The organism is Streptomyces sp. NPDC059373 (assembly GCF_042751495.1).
GTDB lineage: Bacteria > Actinomycetota > Actinomycetes > Streptomycetales > Streptomycetaceae > Actinacidiphila.
The window spans coordinates 310,870-329,541 of the sequence record NZ_JBHYXC010000001.1; the positions used below are offsets into that span (position 1 = coordinate 310,870).

The following is an 18,672-nucleotide window of genomic DNA, read 5'->3' on the forward strand; positions in this document are numbered from 1 at the left end:
TGCGCACTGCCCTTCCGATCACTGGGTCGGCTGCCGCCTCAACAATACGGCAGGTGTGCCGTAGCTCACTCTCGCACAGCGGCCTATGCCGCCCTCACATGTACGACGTCGCCCGCACCGACCGGCCGCTCCTCGCCGCCCTCCGTCGCGATGACCAGCCGTCCGTCGTCGTCGAGGGCCACCGCCCTCCCCGTCACGGTCTCCCCGCCCGGCAGCTCGGCCCGTACGGGCCGCCCCAGCGTCGCGCACCCGGCCGCGTACACCTGGCGCAGCCGGCAGGCGTCGGGGTCGCCGCCGACGGCACGCCACTCGGCGTACCACTCGGCCAGGGACCGCAGCACCGCCCGCAGCAGCGGGTCGCGGTCGGTGCCCTTGGCGCCGGCGAGGGCCAGCGATCCGGCGGCCGGCACGGGCAGCTCGTCCTCGCGGAGCGTGACGTTCAGGCCGATGCCGATGACGACGCCGTCGTCGCCGGCCCGCTCGGCGAGGATGCCGCCGGTCTTGCGCTCCTCGCCGTCGATCGTCACCAGCAGGTCGTTGGGCCATTTGAGGCCCGTGTCGACGCCCCCGGCCCGTGCCAGCGCCGTGGCGGTCGCCACCCCGGCGAGCAGCGGCAGCCAGCCCCAGCGGCGCACGGGCACCTCGGACGGCCGAAGGAGCACGGAGAAGAAGAGCCCGGAGCGCGGCGGCGCCGTCCACTGCCGGTCGAGGCGGCCGCGCCCGGCGGTCTGCTCCTCGGCGACGAGTACCGCGCCCTCGGCAGCCCCGGCCTTGGCACGGGCGGCGAGGTCGGAGTTGGTCGAGCCGGTGGTCTCGACGACGTCCAGGGCGGTCCACAGGCCGTCCGGAGTGACGATCGCGCGCTGCAGCGCCGCCGCGTTGAGCGGCGGCCGGTCCAGGTCGGACCAGCGGTTTGAGGTCATGTGCCCCACCCTATGAGCGGGAGTGTGTCGAACGCCGCAGTGCTCGCGCAGCAGCCACGCGGTTACGCTACGAAACAGAGTTACTCGCCAGTCAAATGCGACCCGACGAGAGCAGGAGAGCCGCCTCCCATGGCCGAGCCGGAGATCGACATCCACACCACCGCGGGCAAGCTCGCGGATCTGCGCCGCCGTACCCAGGAGGCGACCCATGCCGGCTCCGCCCGTGCGGTGGAGAAGCAACACGCCAAGGGCAAGCTGACCGCCCGGGAGCGGATCGAACTGCTCCTGGACGAGGGTTCCTTCACCGAACTGGACGAACTTGCCCGACACCGTTCCACGAATTTCGGCCTCGACAAGGTCCGCCCGTACGGTGACGGCGTCGTCACCGGCTACGGCACGGTCGACGGCCGCCCGGTGGCGGTCTTCTCACAGGACTTCACCGTCTTCGGCGGAGCCCTGGGCGAGGTCTACGGCCAGAAGATCGTCAAGGTCATGGACTGGGCCCTCAAGAACGGCTGCCCGGTCATCGGCATCAACGACTCCGGCGGCGCCCGTATCCAGGAGGGCGTCAGCGCGCTCGGCCTGTACGGCGAGATCTTCCGCCGCAACACGCACGCGTCCGGTGTCATCCCGCAGATCTCGCTGATCGTCGGGCCGTGCGCCGGCGGCGCGGTGTACTCGCCGGCCATCACGGACTTCGTGGTGATGGTCGACCAGACCTCGCACATGTTCATCACCGGGCCCGACGTCATCAAGACCGTGACCGGTGAGGACGTCGGTTTCGAGGAGCTGGGCGGCGCCCGCGCGCACAACACCGTCTCCGGCAACGCGCACCACATGGCGGGCGACGAGAAGGACGCCATCGAGTACGTCAAGGCGCTGCTGTCGTATCTGCCGAGCAACAACCTCGAGGAGGCCCCGGCGTATCCGGCCGAGGCCGACCTGGAGCCGGATCCTGAGCTCGACACTCTCATCCCGGACTCCGCCAACCAGCCCTACGACATGCACAAGGTCATCGAGCATGTCCTGGACGACGGTGAATTCCTCGAGACCCAGGGGCTGTTCGCGCCGAACATCCTCACCGGCTTCGGCCGCATCGAGGGGCGGCCGGTCGGTGTCGTCGCCAACCAGCCCATGCAGTTCGCGGGGTGCCTGGACATCGACGCGAGCGAGAAGGCCGCGCGGTTCGTACGGACGTGCGACAGCTTCAACGTTCCGGTGATCACTTTTGTCGATGTGCCGGGCTTTCTGCCGGGCGTCGACCAGGAGCACTCCGGCATCATCCGGCGCGGGGCCAAGCTGATCTACGCGTATGCGGAGGCCACGGTTCCGCTGATCACCGTGATCACGCGGAAGGCCTTCGGCGGCGCGTACGACGTCATGGGCTCCAAGCACCTGGGTGCCGACCTCAACCTGGCCTGGCCGACCGCCCAGATCGCGGTCATGGGCGCCCAGGGCGCGGTCAACATCCTGCACCGCCGCGAGCTGGCTGACGCCGATGACCCGGAGGCGCGGCGCGCGGAGCTCATCGCGGACTACGAGGACACACTGCTCAACCCGTACGTCGCGGCTGAGCGGGGCTATGTGGACGCGGTGATCGTGCCGTCCGAGACGCGGGGGCATCTGGTCAAGGCGCTGCGGACGCTGCGGAACAAGCGGGAGAGTCTGCCGCCGAAGAAGCACGGCAACATTCCCCTCTGAGGTTGGTCGAAGGAGCGTGCTCTGACATGGTCATAAAGGTCGAGCGGGGCAACCCCACCCCTGAGGAGCTCGCGGCCGTCGTCGCCCTGGTCCAGGCGCGGGCCGCCGCAGGCGCCGGGGCCTCCGGCGGTCTTGACGGTGGCCCGCGCACCCAGGACGAATGGGCCGACCCGGCCCGCAACGTCCCCAGCCGCGCGCTGCGCCACGGGGCCGGGGCCTGGCGGGCCACGTACTGGCCGCGCTGACGGTCCGGTCCGGGGCCTCCGGGGCTGGGGGTCCTGGACCGACATATTTACGTGCGTGACGGGTCCCTCCGCTGCCTTGCCCGGCATGCCGCACACAAATATGCGGAGCGTCCAGAACCCCCACCCCTCCGACCCCGGCCCTCCCCACCGCTGTTGCCTGCCGGTCGGGTGGGTGGGTGGGTGGGTGGGTGGGTGGGTGCGACTCTGGTCCTCGCGCCGTCTACTTCTCCCCTCCGGGTTGGGGGTAGGCCGTCCGCCTGGGCGAGCGAAGCGAGGTGGGGGTCCCCCCGGCCGAAGGCTGGGGTGGGGGCACCTCCCAAAGGAAGCTTTGGGGGAGGCTGGCCCAACCCGGGCACCCGGCGACGGGCCGCAGCCCCACGGCGGGTGGCCGCCCGGGCCCGGATTACCCCGGAAATAGGTCGTGCCTAGGTACGGGTACTCAGGCGCCGGCCCGCGTTCCGGCGGAACCTGGAACGCATGTTGTGGTCGGATCCGCCCGAAGAGCCCCCGGAGGAGATGCGCCAGGCGCAGAGGATGATGCGCCGCGCGATCTGGCTCATTGCACTGGCCATGCCGATCATCATGTTCATCGTGGGGTGGCACTTCTGAGCGTTTCATTACGATGGCGGGCATGACCACCAGCCCAGGCCCCCGCACCGTCGTGCTCGCCTCCGCGTCTCCTGCCCGGCTCGCGCTCCTGAAGAGCGCGGGGCTCGCACCGAGGGTGATCGTCAGTGGGGTCGACGAGGACGCGATCACCGCGCCGACGCCCGGCGAGCTGGCCCGCGTGCTGGCGGAGGCGAAGGCGGAGGCGGTGGCCGGTCAGCTGGCCGGCGGCGAGCTGGTGATCGGGTGTGACTCGGTGCTGGAGCTGGATGGCGAGGCGCTGGGGAAGCCGGCGGATGCGGAAGAGGCGATCGCTCGCTGGAAGTCGATGCGGGGGCGGGCGGGGGTGCTGCAGACGGGGCATTGCGTGATCGATGTCGCCGCCGGGGCGCGGGTGTCGGCCACGGCGTCGACGACGGTGCGGTTCGGGACGCCGGATGACGCGGAGGTCGCGGCGTATGTGGCCAGCGGCGAACCGCTGCATGTGGCGGGGGCCTTCACGCTGGACGGTCGGTCGGCGCCGTTCATCGAGGGCATCGAGGGCGACCACGGCAATGTCATCGGGCTGTCGTTGCCGTTGCTGCGGCGTCTGTTGGCCGAGCTCGGGGTCCGGATCACGGACCTGTGGGTCTAGGGCCGGACAGGCCCTAGGCGGCGACGGGGGCGCCCGGGGGCGGGGCGTCGTCGTCGGTGGGGGCGGGGCGCTCGACGGCGTAGAGGGTGAGGCTGAGGACGATGAGGGCGAAGATCAGCATCATCAGGACGTACGCGGGCCAGCCGACGAGGCCGACGACGACGGCGCCGAGGATGACGTTGAGGACGGCGGCGGCGATGAGGAGCAGGCGGCCGAAGCCGCGCGGCGGGCGGTCGTGGCGGGCGGTGCCCGCGAGGACGACGGCGCAGGCGATGAGGAAGAGGGCGAGAAGGCCGCCGGCTACCCAGGCACCGGCGGCCATCGCGGCCGGGTCGAGGCCGGCAAGAGACATGGCTTGGTGGCGAACGGCTATGCCCATCACCCAGTTGACGAAGGCCAGTCCGAGCGCCTCCAGGACCAGCACCACCGCCGCCGTAGCGGCCACACCTCTTCGCACTGTGCCCCCTTGCGTCATTGCAAGCTCCTTACCGGCGGTATCCCGCATCGCAAACGCTACTAACGGGTAAGTGCCGCGGCAAGAGTTCGGAGGGCACCACCCTTACGGGGCGGACGTCGGGCAAAGTTTTCGCCGCGCCTTCGTGGAGTTCCCACAAAGCTCGAGTCACGTCGGCCACGGTGGGGTGCAGAGATGCAGCTCACTCAAGCGTGGTGCAAGCGCCCGGAGATATACGGCCGTAGCGTGGAATTACGCGGCAATACGACACCACCGCCGCGTCCGGATCACCCTCCGTGTGGGCAAGCTCACCCCCAGGGGTGCCTCGGCACGAAGTGTCACCAGTACCTAAACTCGGCTTGTTTCAAGGAGGGAGCCATCGTGCGCAAGGTGCTCATCGCCAACCGCGGTGAAATCGCAGTCCGCGTCGCCCGTGCCTGCCGGGACGCCGGGATCGCCAGCGTAGCCGTCTACGCAGAGCCCGACCGGGACGCGCTGCATGTCCGCGCGGCCGACGAGGCCTACGCGCTGGGCGGCGACACCCCGGCGAGCAGCTATCTGGACGTCGCCAAAGTCCTGGGCGCGGCCGCTGAATCGGGTGCCGACGCCGTTCACCCCGGCTACGGCTTCCTGTCGGAGAACGCGGAGTTCGCGCAGGCGGTGATCGACGCCGGGCTGACCTGGATCGGTCCGCCCCCGCAGGCGATCCGCGACCTCGGCGACAAGGTGGCCGCGCGCCACATCGCCCAGCGCGCCGGTGCGCCGCTGGTCGCCGGTACGCCCGACCCGGTGTCCGGCGCCGACGAGGTGGTGGCGTTCGCGGAGCAGCACGGTCTGCCGATCGCGATCAAGGCCGCCTTCGGCGGCGGCGGTCGCGGCCTGAAGGTCGCCCGGACGCTGGAGGAGGTCCCCGAGCTGTACGAGTCCGCGGTGCGCGAGGCGGTTGCCGCCTTCGGCCGTGGCGAGTGCTTCGTCGAGCGCTACCTCGACCGGCCCCGGCACGTCGAGACCCAGTGCCTGGCCGACAGTCACGGCAATGTCGTCGTCGTGTCGACGCGGGACTGCTCGCTGCAGCGGCGCCACCAGAAGCTCGTCGAGGAGGCCCCCGCGCCTTTCCTCAGCGAGGAGCAGAACGCCGAGCTCTACCGCGCCTCCAAGGCCATCCTGCGCGAGGCGGGCTATGTCGGCGCCGGCACCTGCGAGTTCCTGGTCGCCCAGGACGGTCTGATCTCCTTCCTGGAGGTCAACACCCGTCTCCAGGTCGAGCACCCGGTCTCCGAGGAGGTCACCGGTATCGACCTCGTACGGGAGATGTTCCGCATCGCCGACGGTGAGGAGCTGGGTTACGACGACCCGCCGCTGCGCGGTCACTCCTTCGAGTTCCGTATCAACGGCGAGGACCCGGGACGTAACTTCCTCCCCGCTCCCGGCACGGTGACCACGTTCGCCCCGCCGTCGGGCCCCGGCGTCCGGCTGGACGCGGGCGTGGAGACCGGCTCGGTCATCGGCCCCGCGTGGGACTCGCTGCTGGCCAAGCTCATCGTCACCGGCGCCACCCGCGAGCAGGCCCTGCAGCGCGCGGCGCGTGCCCTGGGCGAGTTCGAGGTCGAGGGGATGGCCACGGCCATTTCCTTCCACCGCAAGGTCGTCACCGACCCGGCGTTCACCAGCGACCCGTTCCGGGTCCACACCCGCTGGATCGAGACCGAGTTCGTCAACGACATCCCCGCCTTCGCGGCCCCCGCGGTCGACGAGGAGGCCGAGGAAGCGGGCCGCGAGACCGTTGTCGTCGAGGTCGGCGGCAAGCGCCTGGAGGTCTCCCTCCCGGCGTCGCTGGGCATGACCCTCGCCCGCACCGCCGCCGCCGGTGGCGCCCGCCCCAAGCGCCGCGCCACCAAGAAGGCCGGCTCCGCCGCCTCGGGGGACACGCTCGCCTCCCCGATGCAGGGCACGATCGTCAAGGTCGCCGTCGAAGAGGGCCAGACCGTCCAGGAAGGCGACCTCATCGTCGTCCTGGAGGCCATGAAGATGGAGCAGCCCCTCAACGCCCACCGCACGGGCACCGTCAAGGGCCTCGCGGCGGAGGTCGGCTCGTCCGTCTCCTCCGGCGCGGTCATCTGCGAGATCAAGGACTGACCTCCGGTACGGAACGGGGCCCGGAACCGGTGAGGTTCCGGGCCCCGCCCGTTTCAGCGCCGCGCAGGGGCCCGTACGGCGAGGGCCAGCAGCCATGCCAGCGCCGTGAAGACCGCGGCGGCGGCGAAGGCGGCCGAGGCGCCGTGTACGAAGTCGCTCCCGGCGCCGCCGTGGCGGGTCGCGGTGCCGAAGACGGAGACCAGGATGGACAGGCCCAGGCTGCCGCCGATCTGCTGCATGGTCTGCAGCAGCCCGGCCGCCGAGCCCGCGTCCTGGGGCCGCACCCCGGACAGGATGAGCGTGTTGAGCGGCATCATCGTCAGGCCGATGCCCACTCCCACCAGCATCAGCGGCCCCAGCAGCGCGGCCGCGTAGCCGTCGCCCGTCGCGAGCTGGGCGAGCCAGACCGTGCCGCCGGTGGTCAGCAGACCGCCGACCATCACGGACCGCTTCGCGCCGAAGCGGGCGACGACGCGCGGGACCGTGCGGGCGGTGACGAACATCAGCCCGACCATGGGCAGGAAGGCGAGGCCGGTCTTCAGCGGGCTGTAGCCGCGCACGGTCTGCAGGTACTGCGTGGTGAAGTAGAAGATCCCGAACATCCCCGCGGGGATCAGCAGCATGCACGCGTACGCGATGGCGCGGTTGCGGTCCGCGAAGAGCCGGAGCACCACCAACGGCCGCCGCACCCGGGTCTCGTTGACCAGGAAGGCGGCCAGCAGCCCGCCCGCCGCGGCGAAGCTCGCAATGGCCCGGCCGTCGCCCCAGCCCTCCTCCGCGGCGCGGATGAACGCGTAGACCAGCGAGGCCATCCCGAGCGTGCCGGTGAGGGCTCCGGTGAGGTCGAAGGGGCCGCCACGGTGCCGCTGGGTTTCGGCGACATGGCGTGGGACGAGCAGGGCGACGGCGGCCCCGAGCGGGATGTTGATGAAGAACACCCAGCGCCAGTTGCCGTAGTCGGTGAGCAGGCCGCCGACGATGAGCCCGATCCCGGAGCCCGCGCCGGCGACGGCGGAGTAGAGGCTGAGGGCGCGATTGCGGTCTGGGCCCTCCTTGAAGGTCGTGGTGATCAACGCCAGCGTGCTGGGGGCGGCCAGTGCCGCCGCCGCGCCCTGGAGCGTACGGGCCACGAGCAGCCACGGACCGCTGGGCGCGAAGCCGCCGAGCACCGAGGCGGCGGTGAAGGCGAGCACGCCGGCGACCAGGGCGGTACGGCGGCCGATGAGGTCGCCGATGCGGCTGCCGAGGAGCAGCAGACCGCCGAAGGCGAGGGTGTAGACATTGAGTACCCAGGACATACCGGTCGGGGAGAAGCCCAGGTCGGAGCCGATGCCGGGGATCGCGACGGTCACGACGGTCGCGTCGAGCAGCAGCATCAGCTGGGCACCGATGATGGCCGAGAGGGCGATGAGAGGACGACGTTCCCGGTCGGGGCTGGTGGAGGGTTTGGCCGCCGGGACGTTGACGGACGTAGACATGAGTGAGTGCCTCCAGGCAGACTTGAGCAAAGCGGAGGTTGCCTCCGCTCACTATACGGAGGTGACCTCCGTTTACGCCATGGGATTCTGGAGGCCGGATCGAAGGAGGCTGTGGTGGCGGTAGCAAGTGGCGCGGGCTCAAGGCCGATGCGCGCGGACGCGCGGCGCAATTACGACCGGCTGCTGGAGGAGGCCCGACAGGCCTTCGTCACCCACGGCAGCGACGTGGCCCTGGAGGACATCGCACGCAGCGCCGGCGTCGGAATCGGCACGCTCTACCGGCACTTCCCGGACCGTACCGCCCTCATGACCGCCGTCTTCGAGACCGAACTGGACGCGCTCAGCGTGCGCGGCACCGAACTGCTGACCCTCGACCCGCCCACCGAGGCACTCCGCCTCTGGCTGCGGGACGTCGCGCTGCACACCGCCATGTACCGAGGCGTGGCGGCCATCCTGATGGCCTCCCAGAACCCCTTCACCGCCGCGTGCCGGGACCGGCTGCGCGGATCCGGCGGGGCGCTGCTACGACGCGCTCAGGAGGCCGGCGAGGTCCGCGAGGACACGGAGATCGCCGACCTCCTCAAGCTCACCCACGCGGTCCTCCTGGCCGCCGAGAAGAGCCCGGAGGACCGGGAACTCTTCGGCCGCCTCATGGGCCTGATCATGGACGGCCTGCGGGCGAAGGCCGGTTGACCGGTCGGACCGTTGACAGGTCGGACCGTTGACAGGTCGGACCCGTTGACCGGTCGGACCCGTTGACCGGTTGTCCTCGTTGGCCCATGGGGCAGCGCTATCGCCGCCGGGGCGCCAGGTCGGCGATCCGTGCGGCCTGCGCCTGCTGCTCTCCCGCGAGCTGCGCCGCCCGGAGCTGCGCCGACGACTGCCCGGGATGACCCGGATGGGGATGCCGTCGCGGCCCCGGCACCGGCGGAAGGTCGCGACGCCGGCCCCCCGCGGACCCTGTGCTCCCGCCGGGGTGGCCGTTGTCCGCTCCACCGAGCGGGGCGACGGCGACATGGACCCCCCGATCGGCGAGCGCCTGAAGTTCGGTCGCGGCCCGCTCGTCCCCCGGCGCGGGCTCGTCCGTCACCAGGCGCGTGATGACGTCCGTCGGCACGGTCTGGAACATCGTGTCCGTACCGAGCTTGGTGTGGTCGGCCAGCACCACGACCTCCGCCGCCGCCTGGACCAGCGCCCGGTCGACGCTCGCGGAGAGCATGTTGGAGGTGGAGAGCCCGCGCTCGGCGGTGAGCCCGGCCCCGGACAGGAAGGCCCGGGACACCCGCAACCCCTGCAGGGACTGCTCGGCGCCGCTTCCGACGAGGGCGTAGTTGGTGCCGCGCAGAGTGCCGCCGGTCATGACGACCTCGACCCGGTTCGCGTGCGCCAACGCCTGGGCCACCAGCAGGGAGTTGGTGACCACGGTCAGCCCCGGCACCCGCGCGAGCCGGCGGGCCAGCTCCTGCGTGGTGGTCCCGGCGCCGACCACGATGGCCTCGCCCTCTTCGACAAGGCTTGCCGCGAGATCGGCGATCGCCGTCTTCTCCGCGGCCGCTAGATGGGATTTCTGCGGAATGCCGGACTCCCTGGTGAAGCCACCCGGCAGTACCGCACCGCCATGCCGGCGGTCGAGCAGTCCTTCTGCCTCCAGCGCCCGCACGTCCCGCCGTACGGTTACTTCGGAGGTCTGGACGACGCGGGCGAGCTCACGGAGCGACACGGCCCCGTTGGCGCGCACCATTTCGAGGATCAGTTGGCGACGTTCTGCTGCGAACACAAAACTGACAGTAACGCCAATGACCATCCGCTATCAGCAGTTTGCACCGATTAACAGAAGTTGTTCGCGAAACCGGGCGTGAAGTGCTATACGGACAACTTCCGTTCAGCCGGCGGTCCGACAGCCTTGGTCTACAGCTCAGCGGCCGTCTTACGGGTGTGGAGCTGGCGCGCGACCTCGGCGATCGATCCCGACAGAGAAGGGTAGACCGTGAACGCGTTCGCGATCTGCTCGACCGTCAGATTGTTGTCCACCGCGATCGAGATGGGATGGATCAGCTCGCTCGCCCGCGGCGAGACGACCACACCGCCCACCACGATCCCGGTACCCGGGCGGCAGAAAAGCTTCACGAAGCCGTCCCGGATGCCCTGCATCTTCGCGCGCGGGTTGCGCAGCAGCGGCAGCTTCACGCACCGCGCGTCGATGAGGCCGGAGTCGACATCCGCCTGCGTGTAGCCGACGGTGGCGATCTCCGGGTCGGTGAAGACGTTCGACGACACCGTCTTGAGGTTCAGCGGCGCCACCGCGTCGCCCAGGAAGTGGTACATCGCGATCCGGCCCTGCATCGCCGCCACCGACGCGAGCGCGAACACCCCGGTGACGTCACCGGCCGCGTACACACCCGGCGCGCTGGTCCTGGACACCTTGTCGGTCCAGATGTGGCCGGACTCCTTGAGCTTGACCCCGGACTCCTCCAGGCCCATGTTCCCGGTGTTCGGGATCGCGCCGACCGCCATCAGGCAGTGGCTGCCGGTGATGACCCGGCCGTCGGCCAGCGTCACCTCGACCTTGTCGCCGACCCGCTTGGCGGACTCCGCCCGCGAGCGCGCCATGACGTTCATCCCACGCCGCCGGAAGACGTCCTCCAGCACCGCCGCCGCGTCCGGGTCCTCGCCCGGCAGCACCCGGTCGCGCGACGACACCAGCGTCACCTTCGAGCCGAGCGCCTGGTACGCCCCCGCGAACTCGGCGCCCGTCACACCGGAGCCGACCACGATCAGCTCGTCCGGAAGCTCCATCAGGTCGTACACCTGCGTCCAGTTCAGGATCCGCTCGCCGTCCGGCAGCGCGTCCGCCAGCTCACGCGGGCGCCCACCGGTCGCGATCAGCACCGCGTCGGCGGTCAGCGTCTCGCTGCTGCCGTCGGCGGCCTCCACGATGACCTTGCGGGACCCGTCGATCGCCTGCATGCCCTCCAACCGCCCCCGGCCGCGCATCACGCGGGCCCCGGCGCGGGTCACGGAGGCCGTGATGTCGTGCGACTGCGCGAGAGCGAGGCGCTTCACCCGGCGGTTGACCTTGCCCAGGTCCACGCCGACCACCCGGGCGGCCTGCTCCAGCGGCGGGGTGTCGTCGGCCACGATGATGCCGAGCTCTTCGTACGACGAGTCGAAGGTGGTCATCACCTCGGCCGTCGCGATCAGAGTCTTCGACGGCACGCAGTCGGTCAGCACCGACGCCCCGCCCAGGCCGTCGCAGTCGACGACGGTCACCTCCGCGCCGAGCTGTGCGGCAACCAGCGCCGCCTCATATCCGCCGGGTCCGCCACCAATGATCACGATCCGAGTCACGTACCCCATTGTCCCGCACGCGCCAAGTGATCACTTACGGGGGCCACGACTGTCTCCCGTACCCTCTTGACCATGTCGCTCTACGCCGCGTACGCCGGCAACCTCGACGCCCGGCTCATGACGCGCCGCGCCCCGCATTCCCCCCTGCGCGGCACCGGCTGGCTCAGCGGCTGGCGGCTCACGTTCGGCGGCGAGCAGATGGGCTGGGAGGGCGCACTCGCCACCCTCGTCGAGGACCCCCTGCACCAGGTCTTCGTCGGCCTCTACGACATCGCCCCGGTCGACGAGGACTCCATGGACCGCTGGGAGGGCGTGCCGCTCGGCATCTACCGCCGGGCCCTCGTGCGGGTCGACACGCTCGACGGCGACAGTTCCGCGTGGGTCTACGTCCTCAACGACTACGAGGGCGGTCTGCCGTCCGCCCGGTACCTCGGCGAGATCGCGGACGCGGCGGAGTCGGCGGGGGCGCCGCATGACTACGTGATGGAGCTGCGGAAGCGGCCGTGTTGAGGTGGCGTTCGGCGGGGTTGAGGTGGCGTTCGGCGGGCTGACGGCCACGCAGAACGCCGGGGGTGGGGTGGCGGACGGCTTCCGTTTCGCCTCTGTGGGACGGCGGGGCTCGGTCCCGGACGGCCACCCTTTCGCCTCCGTAAGACGCCGGGGCTCGGTGCGCCGGACGGGTACCGACTTTCCCCTTTTTTTGGCGGCTCGGTTCGCCTCCGCTGCGCTCAGTCACTGTCGACAGTCGATCGTGCTCGCCCGCTCGTTCCTCGCGGACTGCGCGCGTTCTCCTTTTCGACAGCGACCGCTCCGCTTCGGCTCACTCGCCGACGGGGCACCGGAGGGCCATGGGGAGGGACATGCGGGAGGAACACGGGGAGGGACATGGGGAAGGGGCGTGGGGAGGAACACGGGGAGGGACGGGGGGAAGGGAGACGGGGAGGGGCGTGGGGAGGAACACAGGCAGGGACGTGGGGAAGGGAGACGGGGAGGGGTATGGGGACCGTGCCCAGGGGGCGTCAACGGTGGGATCCTCCGAAAAACAGGTGCGGTCTACATAGGACGTCTACGCGCGTAGGCCGTTAGCCGTTACGCTCGTCCACGTGAACTCCCTCCCTTCCTCCGACATCACCGGCGGCCCGCAGGCCGACCCGCACGCGGCCGCAGAGGCGGCGGCGGCGCGACTGCGCGAGTTGACCGGTGCAGAGACCCACGATGTGGCCCTGGTTATGGGCTCCGGGTGGGTTCCCGCCGCCGATGAGCTCGGGGCGGCCGAGCACGAATTTTCCATCACCGATCTGCCGGGCTTCCCGGCCCCCGCGGTGGCCGGGCATGCCGGCAAGGTGCGCTCGGTGCGGATCGGCGGCGTGCGTGCGCTGATCTTCCTGGGGCGCAATCACCTGTACGAGGGCAAGGGCGTGGCGACTGTCGTGCACGGGGTGCGTACGGCCGTCGCGGCCGGTTGCAAGACCATCGTGCTGACCAACGGCTGCGGCGGGCTGCGGGTGGGTATGCGCCCGGGGCAGCCGGTGCTGATCAGCGACCACATCAACCTCACCGCGACGTCGCCCATCGTCGGGGCGAACTTCGTGGACCTCACCGACCTCTACTCCCCCCGGCTGCGCGCGCTGTGCAAGGAGGTCGACGAGACCCTCGAAGAGGGGGTGTACGTGCAGTTCCCCGGCCCGCACTACGAGACGCCGGCGGAGATCGGGATGGTCCGGGCGATCGGCGGCGACCTGGTGGGCATGTCGACCACGCTGGAGGCCATCGCCGCACGGGAGGCCGGCGCCGAGGTGCTCGGGATCTCGCTGGTCACGAACCTCGCCGCCGGGATGACGGGCGAGCCGCTCAACCACGAAGAGGTGCTGGAGGCCGGCCGTGACTCGGCGGCCCGTATGGGTTCCCTCCTCGCGCAGGTGCTGAACCGGCTCTGACCGCGGAAGGTCCCGGCCGGTTGCCATGCGCCCCGGCCGGGTACCGGTCCGGCACGGAATCAGCAGAACCGCCCCTCCCCCCACAACCCGCACACACCGCAGGAGCATGACGTGGCAAGCGAGACCACCGACCTCGTCCGGCAGGCGCGCACCTGGCTGGCCGAGGACCCGGACCCGGACACCCGGGGCGAGCTGGAGGCGGTGCTGACCGCCGCCGAGGCCGGCGACGAGGCCGCCTCGGCGGACCTGGCCGACCGCTTCGCCGGGACCCTGCAGTTCGGCACCGCCGGTCTGCGGGGCGAGATCGGCGCCGGGCCGATGCGGATGAACCGCTCGGTGGTGATCCGGGCGGCGGCGGGCCTGGCGGCTTACCTGAAGGCGCAGGGCGGCACCGGCGGCCTGGTCGTCATCGGCTACGACGCCCGCCACAAGTCGTACGACTTCGCCCGCGACACCGCCGCCGTCATGGTCGGCGCGGGGCTGCGCGCGGCTGTCCTCCCCCGCCCGCTGCCGACCCCGGTCCTGGCGTTCGCCATCCGGCACCTGGGCGCGGCGGCCGGTGTCATGGTCACCGCGAGCCACAATCCGCCACAGGACAACGGCTACAAGGTCTACCTCGGCGACGGCTCCCAGATCGTGCCGCCCGCCGACGCCGACATCGCCGCCGAGATCGCCGCGGTCGGCTCCCTGGCCGACGTACCGCTGGCCACCGAGGGCTGGGACACCCTCGACGACGCCGTCACCGAGGCCTACCTCGCCCGCACCGCCTCCGTCGTGGACAAGCACTCCCCGCGCAACGTCTCCGTCGTCTACACGCCCCTGCACGGCGTCGGCCACGAGGTGCTGACGGCCGCCTTCACCCGGGCCGGCTTCCCGTCACCCACGGTCGTCCCGGAGCAGGCCGACCCGGACCCGGACTTCCCCACCGTCGCCTTCCCCAACCCGGAAGAGCCCGGCGCGATGGACCTGGCATTCAAAACAGCCCAATCCATCCACCCCGACATCGTCATCGCCAACGACCCCGACGCCGACCGCTGCGCCGTCGCCGTCCCCGACCCCGCCGCACCCGCCGGCTGGCGCATGCTGCGCGGCGACGAGGTCGGCGCCCTCCTGGCCACCGCCCTGGTCCACAAGCGCGCCAGCGGCACCTTCGCGGCCAGCATCGTCTCCTCGTCCCTCCTCTCCCGCATCGCCGCCGCCGCGGGTCTGGACTACGCCGACACCCTCACCGGCTTCAAGTGGATCGCCCGCGTCCACAACCTCCGCTACGGCTACGAAGAGGCCCTGGGCTACTGCGTCGACCCCGACGGCGTCCGCGACAAGGACGGCATCAGCGCCGCCCTCGCCGTCGCCGAACTCACCGCCGAGCTCAAGCAGCACGGCCGCACCCTCACCGACCTCCTCGACGACATCGCCCTCCAGCACGGCCTCCACGCCACCGACCAGCTCTCGGTCCGCGTCGCCGACCTCTCCCTCATCACCGACGCCATGACCCGCCTCCGCGAGGCGTCCCCCACCGCCCTCGCCGGTCTCACGGTCACCTCCGCCGAAGACCTCACCAAGGGCACCGAGGAACTTCCCCCCACCGACGGCCTCCGCTACCACCTCGCCGGCAACCCCACCTCCGGCGTCGCCTCCGCCCGCGTCATCGTCCGCCCCAGCGGCACCGAGCCCAAGCTCAAGTGCTACCTCGAAGTCGTCATCCCCGTCCCCGCCGCCGACGACCTCACCTCCGCCCGCGCCCGCGCCGGCGCGGTCCTGGCTGCCCTGAAGTCCGATCTCTCGGAGGCGGCGGGCATCTGACCGCCACAGCGGCGCATACCGCGGTATGCTAAGCGCCATGGCTGACACGACGCGCATCACAGTCACCCTCCCGACCGAGCAGGTCGCAGAGCTGAAGAAGCTCACCGACAACGTCTCCGGCTATGTGGCCGAGGCGGTGGCCCGTCAGATAAGGCACCACCTCCTCGGCGAGGATCTGCGGCGCTACCAGGAGGAGCACGGGGCTTTCACCGAAGAGGAGATGGCCGAGGCTCACGCCCGGATCTTCGGTACCGGCGACGCGCACGGCCCAGCGAGTGCGGCTTGAGCACGGACATCGAATCCGTCGTCCTCGATTCCGAGGGACTGTCCGCGTGGATCGCACAGGATCGCAAGGTGCTGGCGATGATCCACGCGTTCCACCGTTCCGGTGCAGATCTCGTCGTCAGCGCCAACACCATTGTCGAGGTCAGCCACTCCCGGGTCGACCTGGCTCGACTGGAATGGTCGCTGTCCCGCGTGAAGGTCGAGCCGGTGACCGAGCGCGCCGCCAAGGCAGCGGCACAGCTCCTCAAGGCCGCCGGACTGCACGGACACAAGTACGCCATCGACGCGACCGTCGCCGAAGCCGCCCTCCGCCAGCCGGGGCCGGTCGCCATACTCACGTCCGACATCGATGACATGGTCCGACTGTGCGGCCATCGCCTCCGGCTGATCAGCATCTGAACACCGCCGAAGAACCGGGAAGGAGTCGGGGGACTTGTTGCCGCCGATGATCACCGATGCCGGCGCCGGGCCCCTGCACGCACCGCAGGGGCCCGGCGCCTTTGAACAACAGGGGTCTCAGAAGACGAACGGCCCCGGACCCTGAACGGTGGTGGCCTGGCAGGTCACGGCGATGCCCAGGTAGACGATCTGAAGCGAGTACGCGTCACCCGTCGCCAGGTACGAGTCGAGGCTGTCGCCCGAGGCCACCGTGCCCGTCAGGGGGCCGACCTCAATGGGATCACCGGCAGCCATCGCCGGGTTCGCGGTGCCGGTGAAGTGTGTCTGGGTGCTGCCGCCGTTGAGGGTGAGCAGCAGATCCGCGCTGAGCGCGTCCGCCCCGATCGCGATCGGCGCGGTGACCGACGACGTGAGCGTGATGGTGGCCGTGGTGCCGTCCTGCGTGGCGGCGAGCTGGGCGGTGCCCCCGCCCCACGTACCGCAGTCGTACGTGGCCGAGGCCGTGTCGGGAGTCACCGCCACAGCGGCGCTCGGCGCGAGCGCCAGGAGCGCAGCCGCGCCGATAGCCGTGAGGCCGATGCCTAACTTGGTCTTCATGGGAGATCCCTTCGCTGACGACCCGTCGGATAAGGCAGCGCTCATTGATGCGCGGGGATCTACGGAGAGCAAGAGAGGCGCGTACCGGACCGTACAATTCCGGCCACCAGACGCCCAGGGCGCCGGACCGCAAAAGAACGCACCGGGAGGGGCCGGGGTCGCAGGGGTGGGGTCCTGGACACTCCGCATATTTGTGTGCGGCATGCCGGGTGAGGCAACGAACCGACCCGTCACGCACGTAAATATGTCGGTCCAGGGCCCCGCCCCGGAGGCCCCGGACCCGTCACCCGACCGCGAGCACAACCGCCACCGCAACCCGCAAGGGATCGGCGCAGGGCCCGCCCCCCGAAGGCCCCGGACCCGTCACCCGACCGCGAGCAGAATCCCGAGCACAACCGCACCCACCACCGCAGGCCCGATCACCTCGTAGGCCCAGCGCACGCTGACCTCGCCCTGCCCGGCCTCACTGCCCGCATGGCGATCCCGCAGCTCCCGGATCTCGTCGACCGCCTGGTCCGACCAAGCCCGCGCCGGGTCACTCCCACCCACCGACACGTCGGCCCGCGCGGAGCGCCGCGCGGCGCGCTTGCGGGCCCGCAGGGACACCGGGATGGCCCAGACCTGATACTTCCGGCCGCCGGCGAACAGCTCGGTGGAGTAGCCGGAGCGGATGTCCTCGACGGCACCCCAGGGCGCGGTGATCGTACGGAACGGATTGCGCACCCGCAGCCGCTCGTCGCCCGCGAAGACGACAGGGCGCAGCGTGAACGCGACAACGAGCGGCACGGCGAGCAGGAGCCCGGCCAGGGCGATCCAGGGCGTGCGGCCGTGGCCGCCGAAGACCGCGTCGCCGCCCAGCCACAGGCCGAGGGCGAGCACGAGCACGCCCCCGGCGATCCCGGCGGCCGACCGGTAGGAGCGGTCGGCGTACGGCGCGGACTTCTCTGAGCTCGTCATGGGCCGATTGTGCCTGAAGCCCACGCGGCAGCCATTCCCCACCCACCCCCTGCCGAGCCGCGCGGCTACCCTGGGAGGCCAGCGCAAAGGTTGCGGTCCCGTATCGGCTCCCCTGCCGGCCACCGCCCTAGTGACAGTCGCTACGCGCGTAGATATGCTGCTCTGGTGACCATGCCCCTCACTGTTCCCGCTCACGGCCCCGAAGCCGCGGCCCGGCTGGCGTCCATGTCGGACGTGACCGCCTCCGACGGCTCGCTGCGCCGCTTCCTGCACGGACTGCCCGGCGTCGACGCGGTCGGCCTCGAGGGCCGCGCCGCCACGCTCGGCACCCGATCGATCAAGACGACGGCGAAGGCGTACGCCATCGACCTGGCGATCTCGATGATCGACCTGACCACGCTCGAAGGCGCGGACACCCCGGGCAAGGTCCGGGCGCTGTGCGCCAAGGGCGTCCACCCCGACCCGCTGGACCGTACGACCCCCAAGGTCGCCGCGATCTGCGTCTACCCCGACATGGTGAAGGTCGCCAAGGAGTCCCTCGGCGACTCCGGGGTCAAGGTCGCCTCCGTCGCCACCGCCTTCCCGGCCGGCCGCGCCGCGCTGCCCGTCAAGCTGGCCGACGTGGCCGACGCAGTGGCAGCCGGGGCGGACGAGGTCGACATGGTCATCGACCGCGGCGCCTTCCTGGCGGGCCACTACCTGAAGGTCTACGACGAGATCCGCGCCGTGAAGCAAGCCTGCGTCCGCCCCGACGGAACCTCCGCCCACCTCAAGGTGATCTTCGAGACCGGCGAGCTGTCGACGTACGACAACATCCGCCGCGCCTCCTGGCTGGGCATGCTCGCGGGCGCCGACTTCATCAAGACCTCGACGGGCAAGGTGGCCGTCAACGCGACACCGCCCAACACGCTCATCCTCCTCGAAGCGGTCCGCGACTTCCGCGAAGCGGTCGGCGTCCAGGTCGGGGTCAAGCCCGCCGGCGGCATCCGCACCACCAAGGACGCGATCAAGTTCCTGGTCCTGGTCAACGAGACGGTCGGCGAGGACTGGCTGAGCAACGACTGGTTCCGCTTCGGCGCGTCCAGTCTGCTCAACGACCTGCTGATGCAGCGCCAGAAGCTGAGCACCGGCCGTTACTCCGGTCCCGACTACGTGACGGTGGACTGATC

General features: G+C 70.9%; 19 protein-coding genes. 12 read left to right on the forward strand and 7 right to left on the reverse strand.

What is annotated here, in order from left to right; all coding sequences use genetic code 11:
* Window positions 1-83 precede the first annotated feature (83 nt).
* Window positions 84-923, reverse strand: coding sequence for a biotin--[acetyl-CoA-carboxylase] ligase (locus tag ACFXJ5_RS01395; protein WP_384625231.1), 840 nt, complete (start codon window positions 921-923; stop codon window positions 84-86).
* A 129-nt stretch (window positions 924-1,052) separates the two neighbouring features.
* Here ACFXJ5_RS01395 and ACFXJ5_RS01400 point away from each other — a divergent pair, with 129 nt between their 5' ends.
* The 4 genes from ACFXJ5_RS01400 to ACFXJ5_RS01415 all read left to right on the forward strand — a co-directional run bounded on the left by ACFXJ5_RS01400 (window position 1,053) and on the right by ACFXJ5_RS01415 (window position 4,109).
* Window positions 1,053-2,624 (forward strand): acyl-CoA carboxylase subunit beta, encoded by a 1,572-nt coding sequence (locus ACFXJ5_RS01400; RefSeq protein WP_384625233.1) that lies wholly within the window; start codon window positions 1,053-1,055, stop codon window positions 2,622-2,624.
* A 26-nt stretch (window positions 2,625-2,650) separates the two neighbouring features.
* On the forward strand, window positions 2,651-2,869 hold the full coding sequence (locus ACFXJ5_RS01405) for an acyl-CoA carboxylase subunit epsilon (RefSeq protein WP_384625235.1): 219 nt from the start codon (window positions 2,651-2,653) through the stop codon (window positions 2,867-2,869).
* A gap of 477 nt (window positions 2,870-3,346) precedes the next feature.
* On the forward strand, window positions 3,347-3,478 hold the full coding sequence (mmpB, locus tag ACFXJ5_RS01410; RefSeq protein ID WP_384625238.1) for a morphogenic membrane protein MmpB: 132 nt from the start codon (window positions 3,347-3,349) through the stop codon (window positions 3,476-3,478).
* Between the two features lie 13 nt (window positions 3,479-3,491).
* A complete protein-coding gene (locus ACFXJ5_RS01415; RefSeq protein WP_384625240.1) occupies window positions 3,492-4,109 on the forward strand; it encodes a nucleoside triphosphate pyrophosphatase in 618 nt (205 codons plus the stop codon).
* Between the two features lie 13 nt (window positions 4,110-4,122).
* Here the strand turns inward: ACFXJ5_RS01415 and ACFXJ5_RS01420 are convergent, their stop codons facing one another.
* Window positions 4,123-4,566 carry a hypothetical protein gene (locus ACFXJ5_RS01420; protein ID WP_384625242.1) on the reverse strand — a complete coding sequence of 148 codons (444 nt, stop codon included), beginning with the start codon at window positions 4,564-4,566 and terminating at the stop codon, window positions 4,123-4,125.
* 378 nt (window positions 4,567-4,944) lie between these two features.
* On the opposite strand from ACFXJ5_RS01420, the gene ACFXJ5_RS01425 reads away from it, so the two are divergent.
* Window positions 4,945-6,699, forward strand: a complete 1,755-nt coding sequence (locus tag ACFXJ5_RS01425; protein ID WP_384625245.1) for an acetyl/propionyl/methylcrotonyl-CoA carboxylase subunit alpha — start codon at window positions 4,945-4,947, stop codon at window positions 6,697-6,699.
* A gap of 53 nt (window positions 6,700-6,752) precedes the next feature.
* Here ACFXJ5_RS01425 and ACFXJ5_RS01430 read toward each other — a convergent pair whose 3' ends face one another.
* Complete coding sequence (locus ACFXJ5_RS01430; protein WP_384625247.1) at window positions 6,753-8,177, reverse strand: MFS transporter; 1,425 nt, start codon at window positions 8,175-8,177, stop codon at window positions 6,753-6,755.
* A 114-nt stretch (window positions 8,178-8,291) separates the two neighbouring features.
* Here ACFXJ5_RS01430 and ACFXJ5_RS01435 point away from each other — a divergent pair, with 114 nt between their 5' ends.
* The gene (locus tag ACFXJ5_RS01435; RefSeq protein WP_384625249.1) at window positions 8,292-8,870 is read left to right on the forward strand and encodes a TetR/AcrR family transcriptional regulator; all 579 of its coding nucleotides are present in this window, start codon (window positions 8,292-8,294) and stop codon (window positions 8,868-8,870) included.
* 97 nt (window positions 8,871-8,967) lie between these two features.
* On the opposite strand, the gene ACFXJ5_RS01440 is transcribed toward ACFXJ5_RS01435, so the two are convergent.
* Both ACFXJ5_RS01440 and ACFXJ5_RS01445 read right to left on the reverse strand, forming a co-directional pair.
* Complete coding sequence (locus ACFXJ5_RS01440) at window positions 8,968-9,918, reverse strand: DeoR/GlpR family DNA-binding transcription regulator (RefSeq protein WP_384626518.1); 951 nt, start codon at window positions 9,916-9,918, stop codon at window positions 8,968-8,970.
* A gap of 167 nt (window positions 9,919-10,085) precedes the next feature.
* Window positions 10,086-11,534 carry an NAD(P)H-quinone dehydrogenase gene (locus ACFXJ5_RS01445; protein ID WP_384625252.1) on the reverse strand — a complete coding sequence of 483 codons (1,449 nt, stop codon included), beginning with the start codon at window positions 11,532-11,534 and terminating at the stop codon, window positions 10,086-10,088.
* A gap of 63 nt (window positions 11,535-11,597) precedes the next feature.
* On the opposite strand from ACFXJ5_RS01445, the gene ACFXJ5_RS01450 reads away from it, so the two are divergent.
* From ACFXJ5_RS01450 to ACFXJ5_RS01470, 5 genes are all read left to right on the forward strand, one after another.
* A complete protein-coding gene (locus ACFXJ5_RS01450) occupies window positions 11,598-12,035 on the forward strand; it encodes a gamma-glutamylcyclotransferase (RefSeq protein ID WP_384625255.1) in 438 nt (145 codons plus the stop codon).
* Window positions 12,036-12,628: 593 nt separating this feature from the next.
* Window positions 12,629-13,462: a purine-nucleoside phosphorylase gene (locus tag ACFXJ5_RS01455; protein WP_384625256.1), complete on the forward strand. Its 834-nt coding sequence runs from the start codon at window positions 12,629-12,631 to the stop codon at window positions 13,460-13,462.
* Window positions 13,463-13,573: 111 nt separating this feature from the next.
* Window positions 13,574-15,265: a phospho-sugar mutase gene (locus ACFXJ5_RS01460; protein ID WP_384625258.1), complete on the forward strand. Its 1,692-nt coding sequence runs from the start codon at window positions 13,574-13,576 to the stop codon at window positions 15,263-15,265.
* Between the two features lie 37 nt (window positions 15,266-15,302).
* Window positions 15,303-15,551 (forward strand): hypothetical protein, encoded by a 249-nt coding sequence (locus ACFXJ5_RS01465; protein ID WP_384625261.1) that lies wholly within the window; start codon window positions 15,303-15,305, stop codon window positions 15,549-15,551.
* A complete protein-coding gene (locus ACFXJ5_RS01470) occupies window positions 15,548-15,949 on the forward strand; it encodes a PIN domain-containing protein (protein WP_384625262.1) in 402 nt (133 codons plus the stop codon). Before ACFXJ5_RS01465 ends, ACFXJ5_RS01470 begins: the two co-directional genes overlap by 4 nt.
* A gap of 117 nt (window positions 15,950-16,066) precedes the next feature.
* On the opposite strand, the gene ACFXJ5_RS01475 is transcribed toward ACFXJ5_RS01470, so the two are convergent.
* Both ACFXJ5_RS01475 and ACFXJ5_RS01480 read right to left on the reverse strand, forming a co-directional pair.
* Window positions 16,067-16,546 carry a hypothetical protein gene (locus tag ACFXJ5_RS01475; RefSeq protein ID WP_384625263.1) on the reverse strand — a complete coding sequence of 160 codons (480 nt, stop codon included), beginning with the start codon at window positions 16,544-16,546 and terminating at the stop codon, window positions 16,067-16,069.
* Window positions 16,547-16,909: 363 nt separating this feature from the next.
* Complete coding sequence (locus ACFXJ5_RS01480; RefSeq protein WP_384625265.1) at window positions 16,910-17,503, reverse strand: PH domain-containing protein; 594 nt, start codon at window positions 17,501-17,503, stop codon at window positions 16,910-16,912.
* Between the two features lie 171 nt (window positions 17,504-17,674).
* Between ACFXJ5_RS01480 and deoC the strand changes: the two genes are divergently transcribed.
* Entirely contained in the window at window positions 17,675-18,670 is a 996-nt protein-coding gene (gene deoC, locus ACFXJ5_RS01485) for a deoxyribose-phosphate aldolase (protein WP_384626520.1), read from the forward strand.
* The last annotated feature ends 2 nt before the right edge of the window (window positions 18,671-18,672 follow it).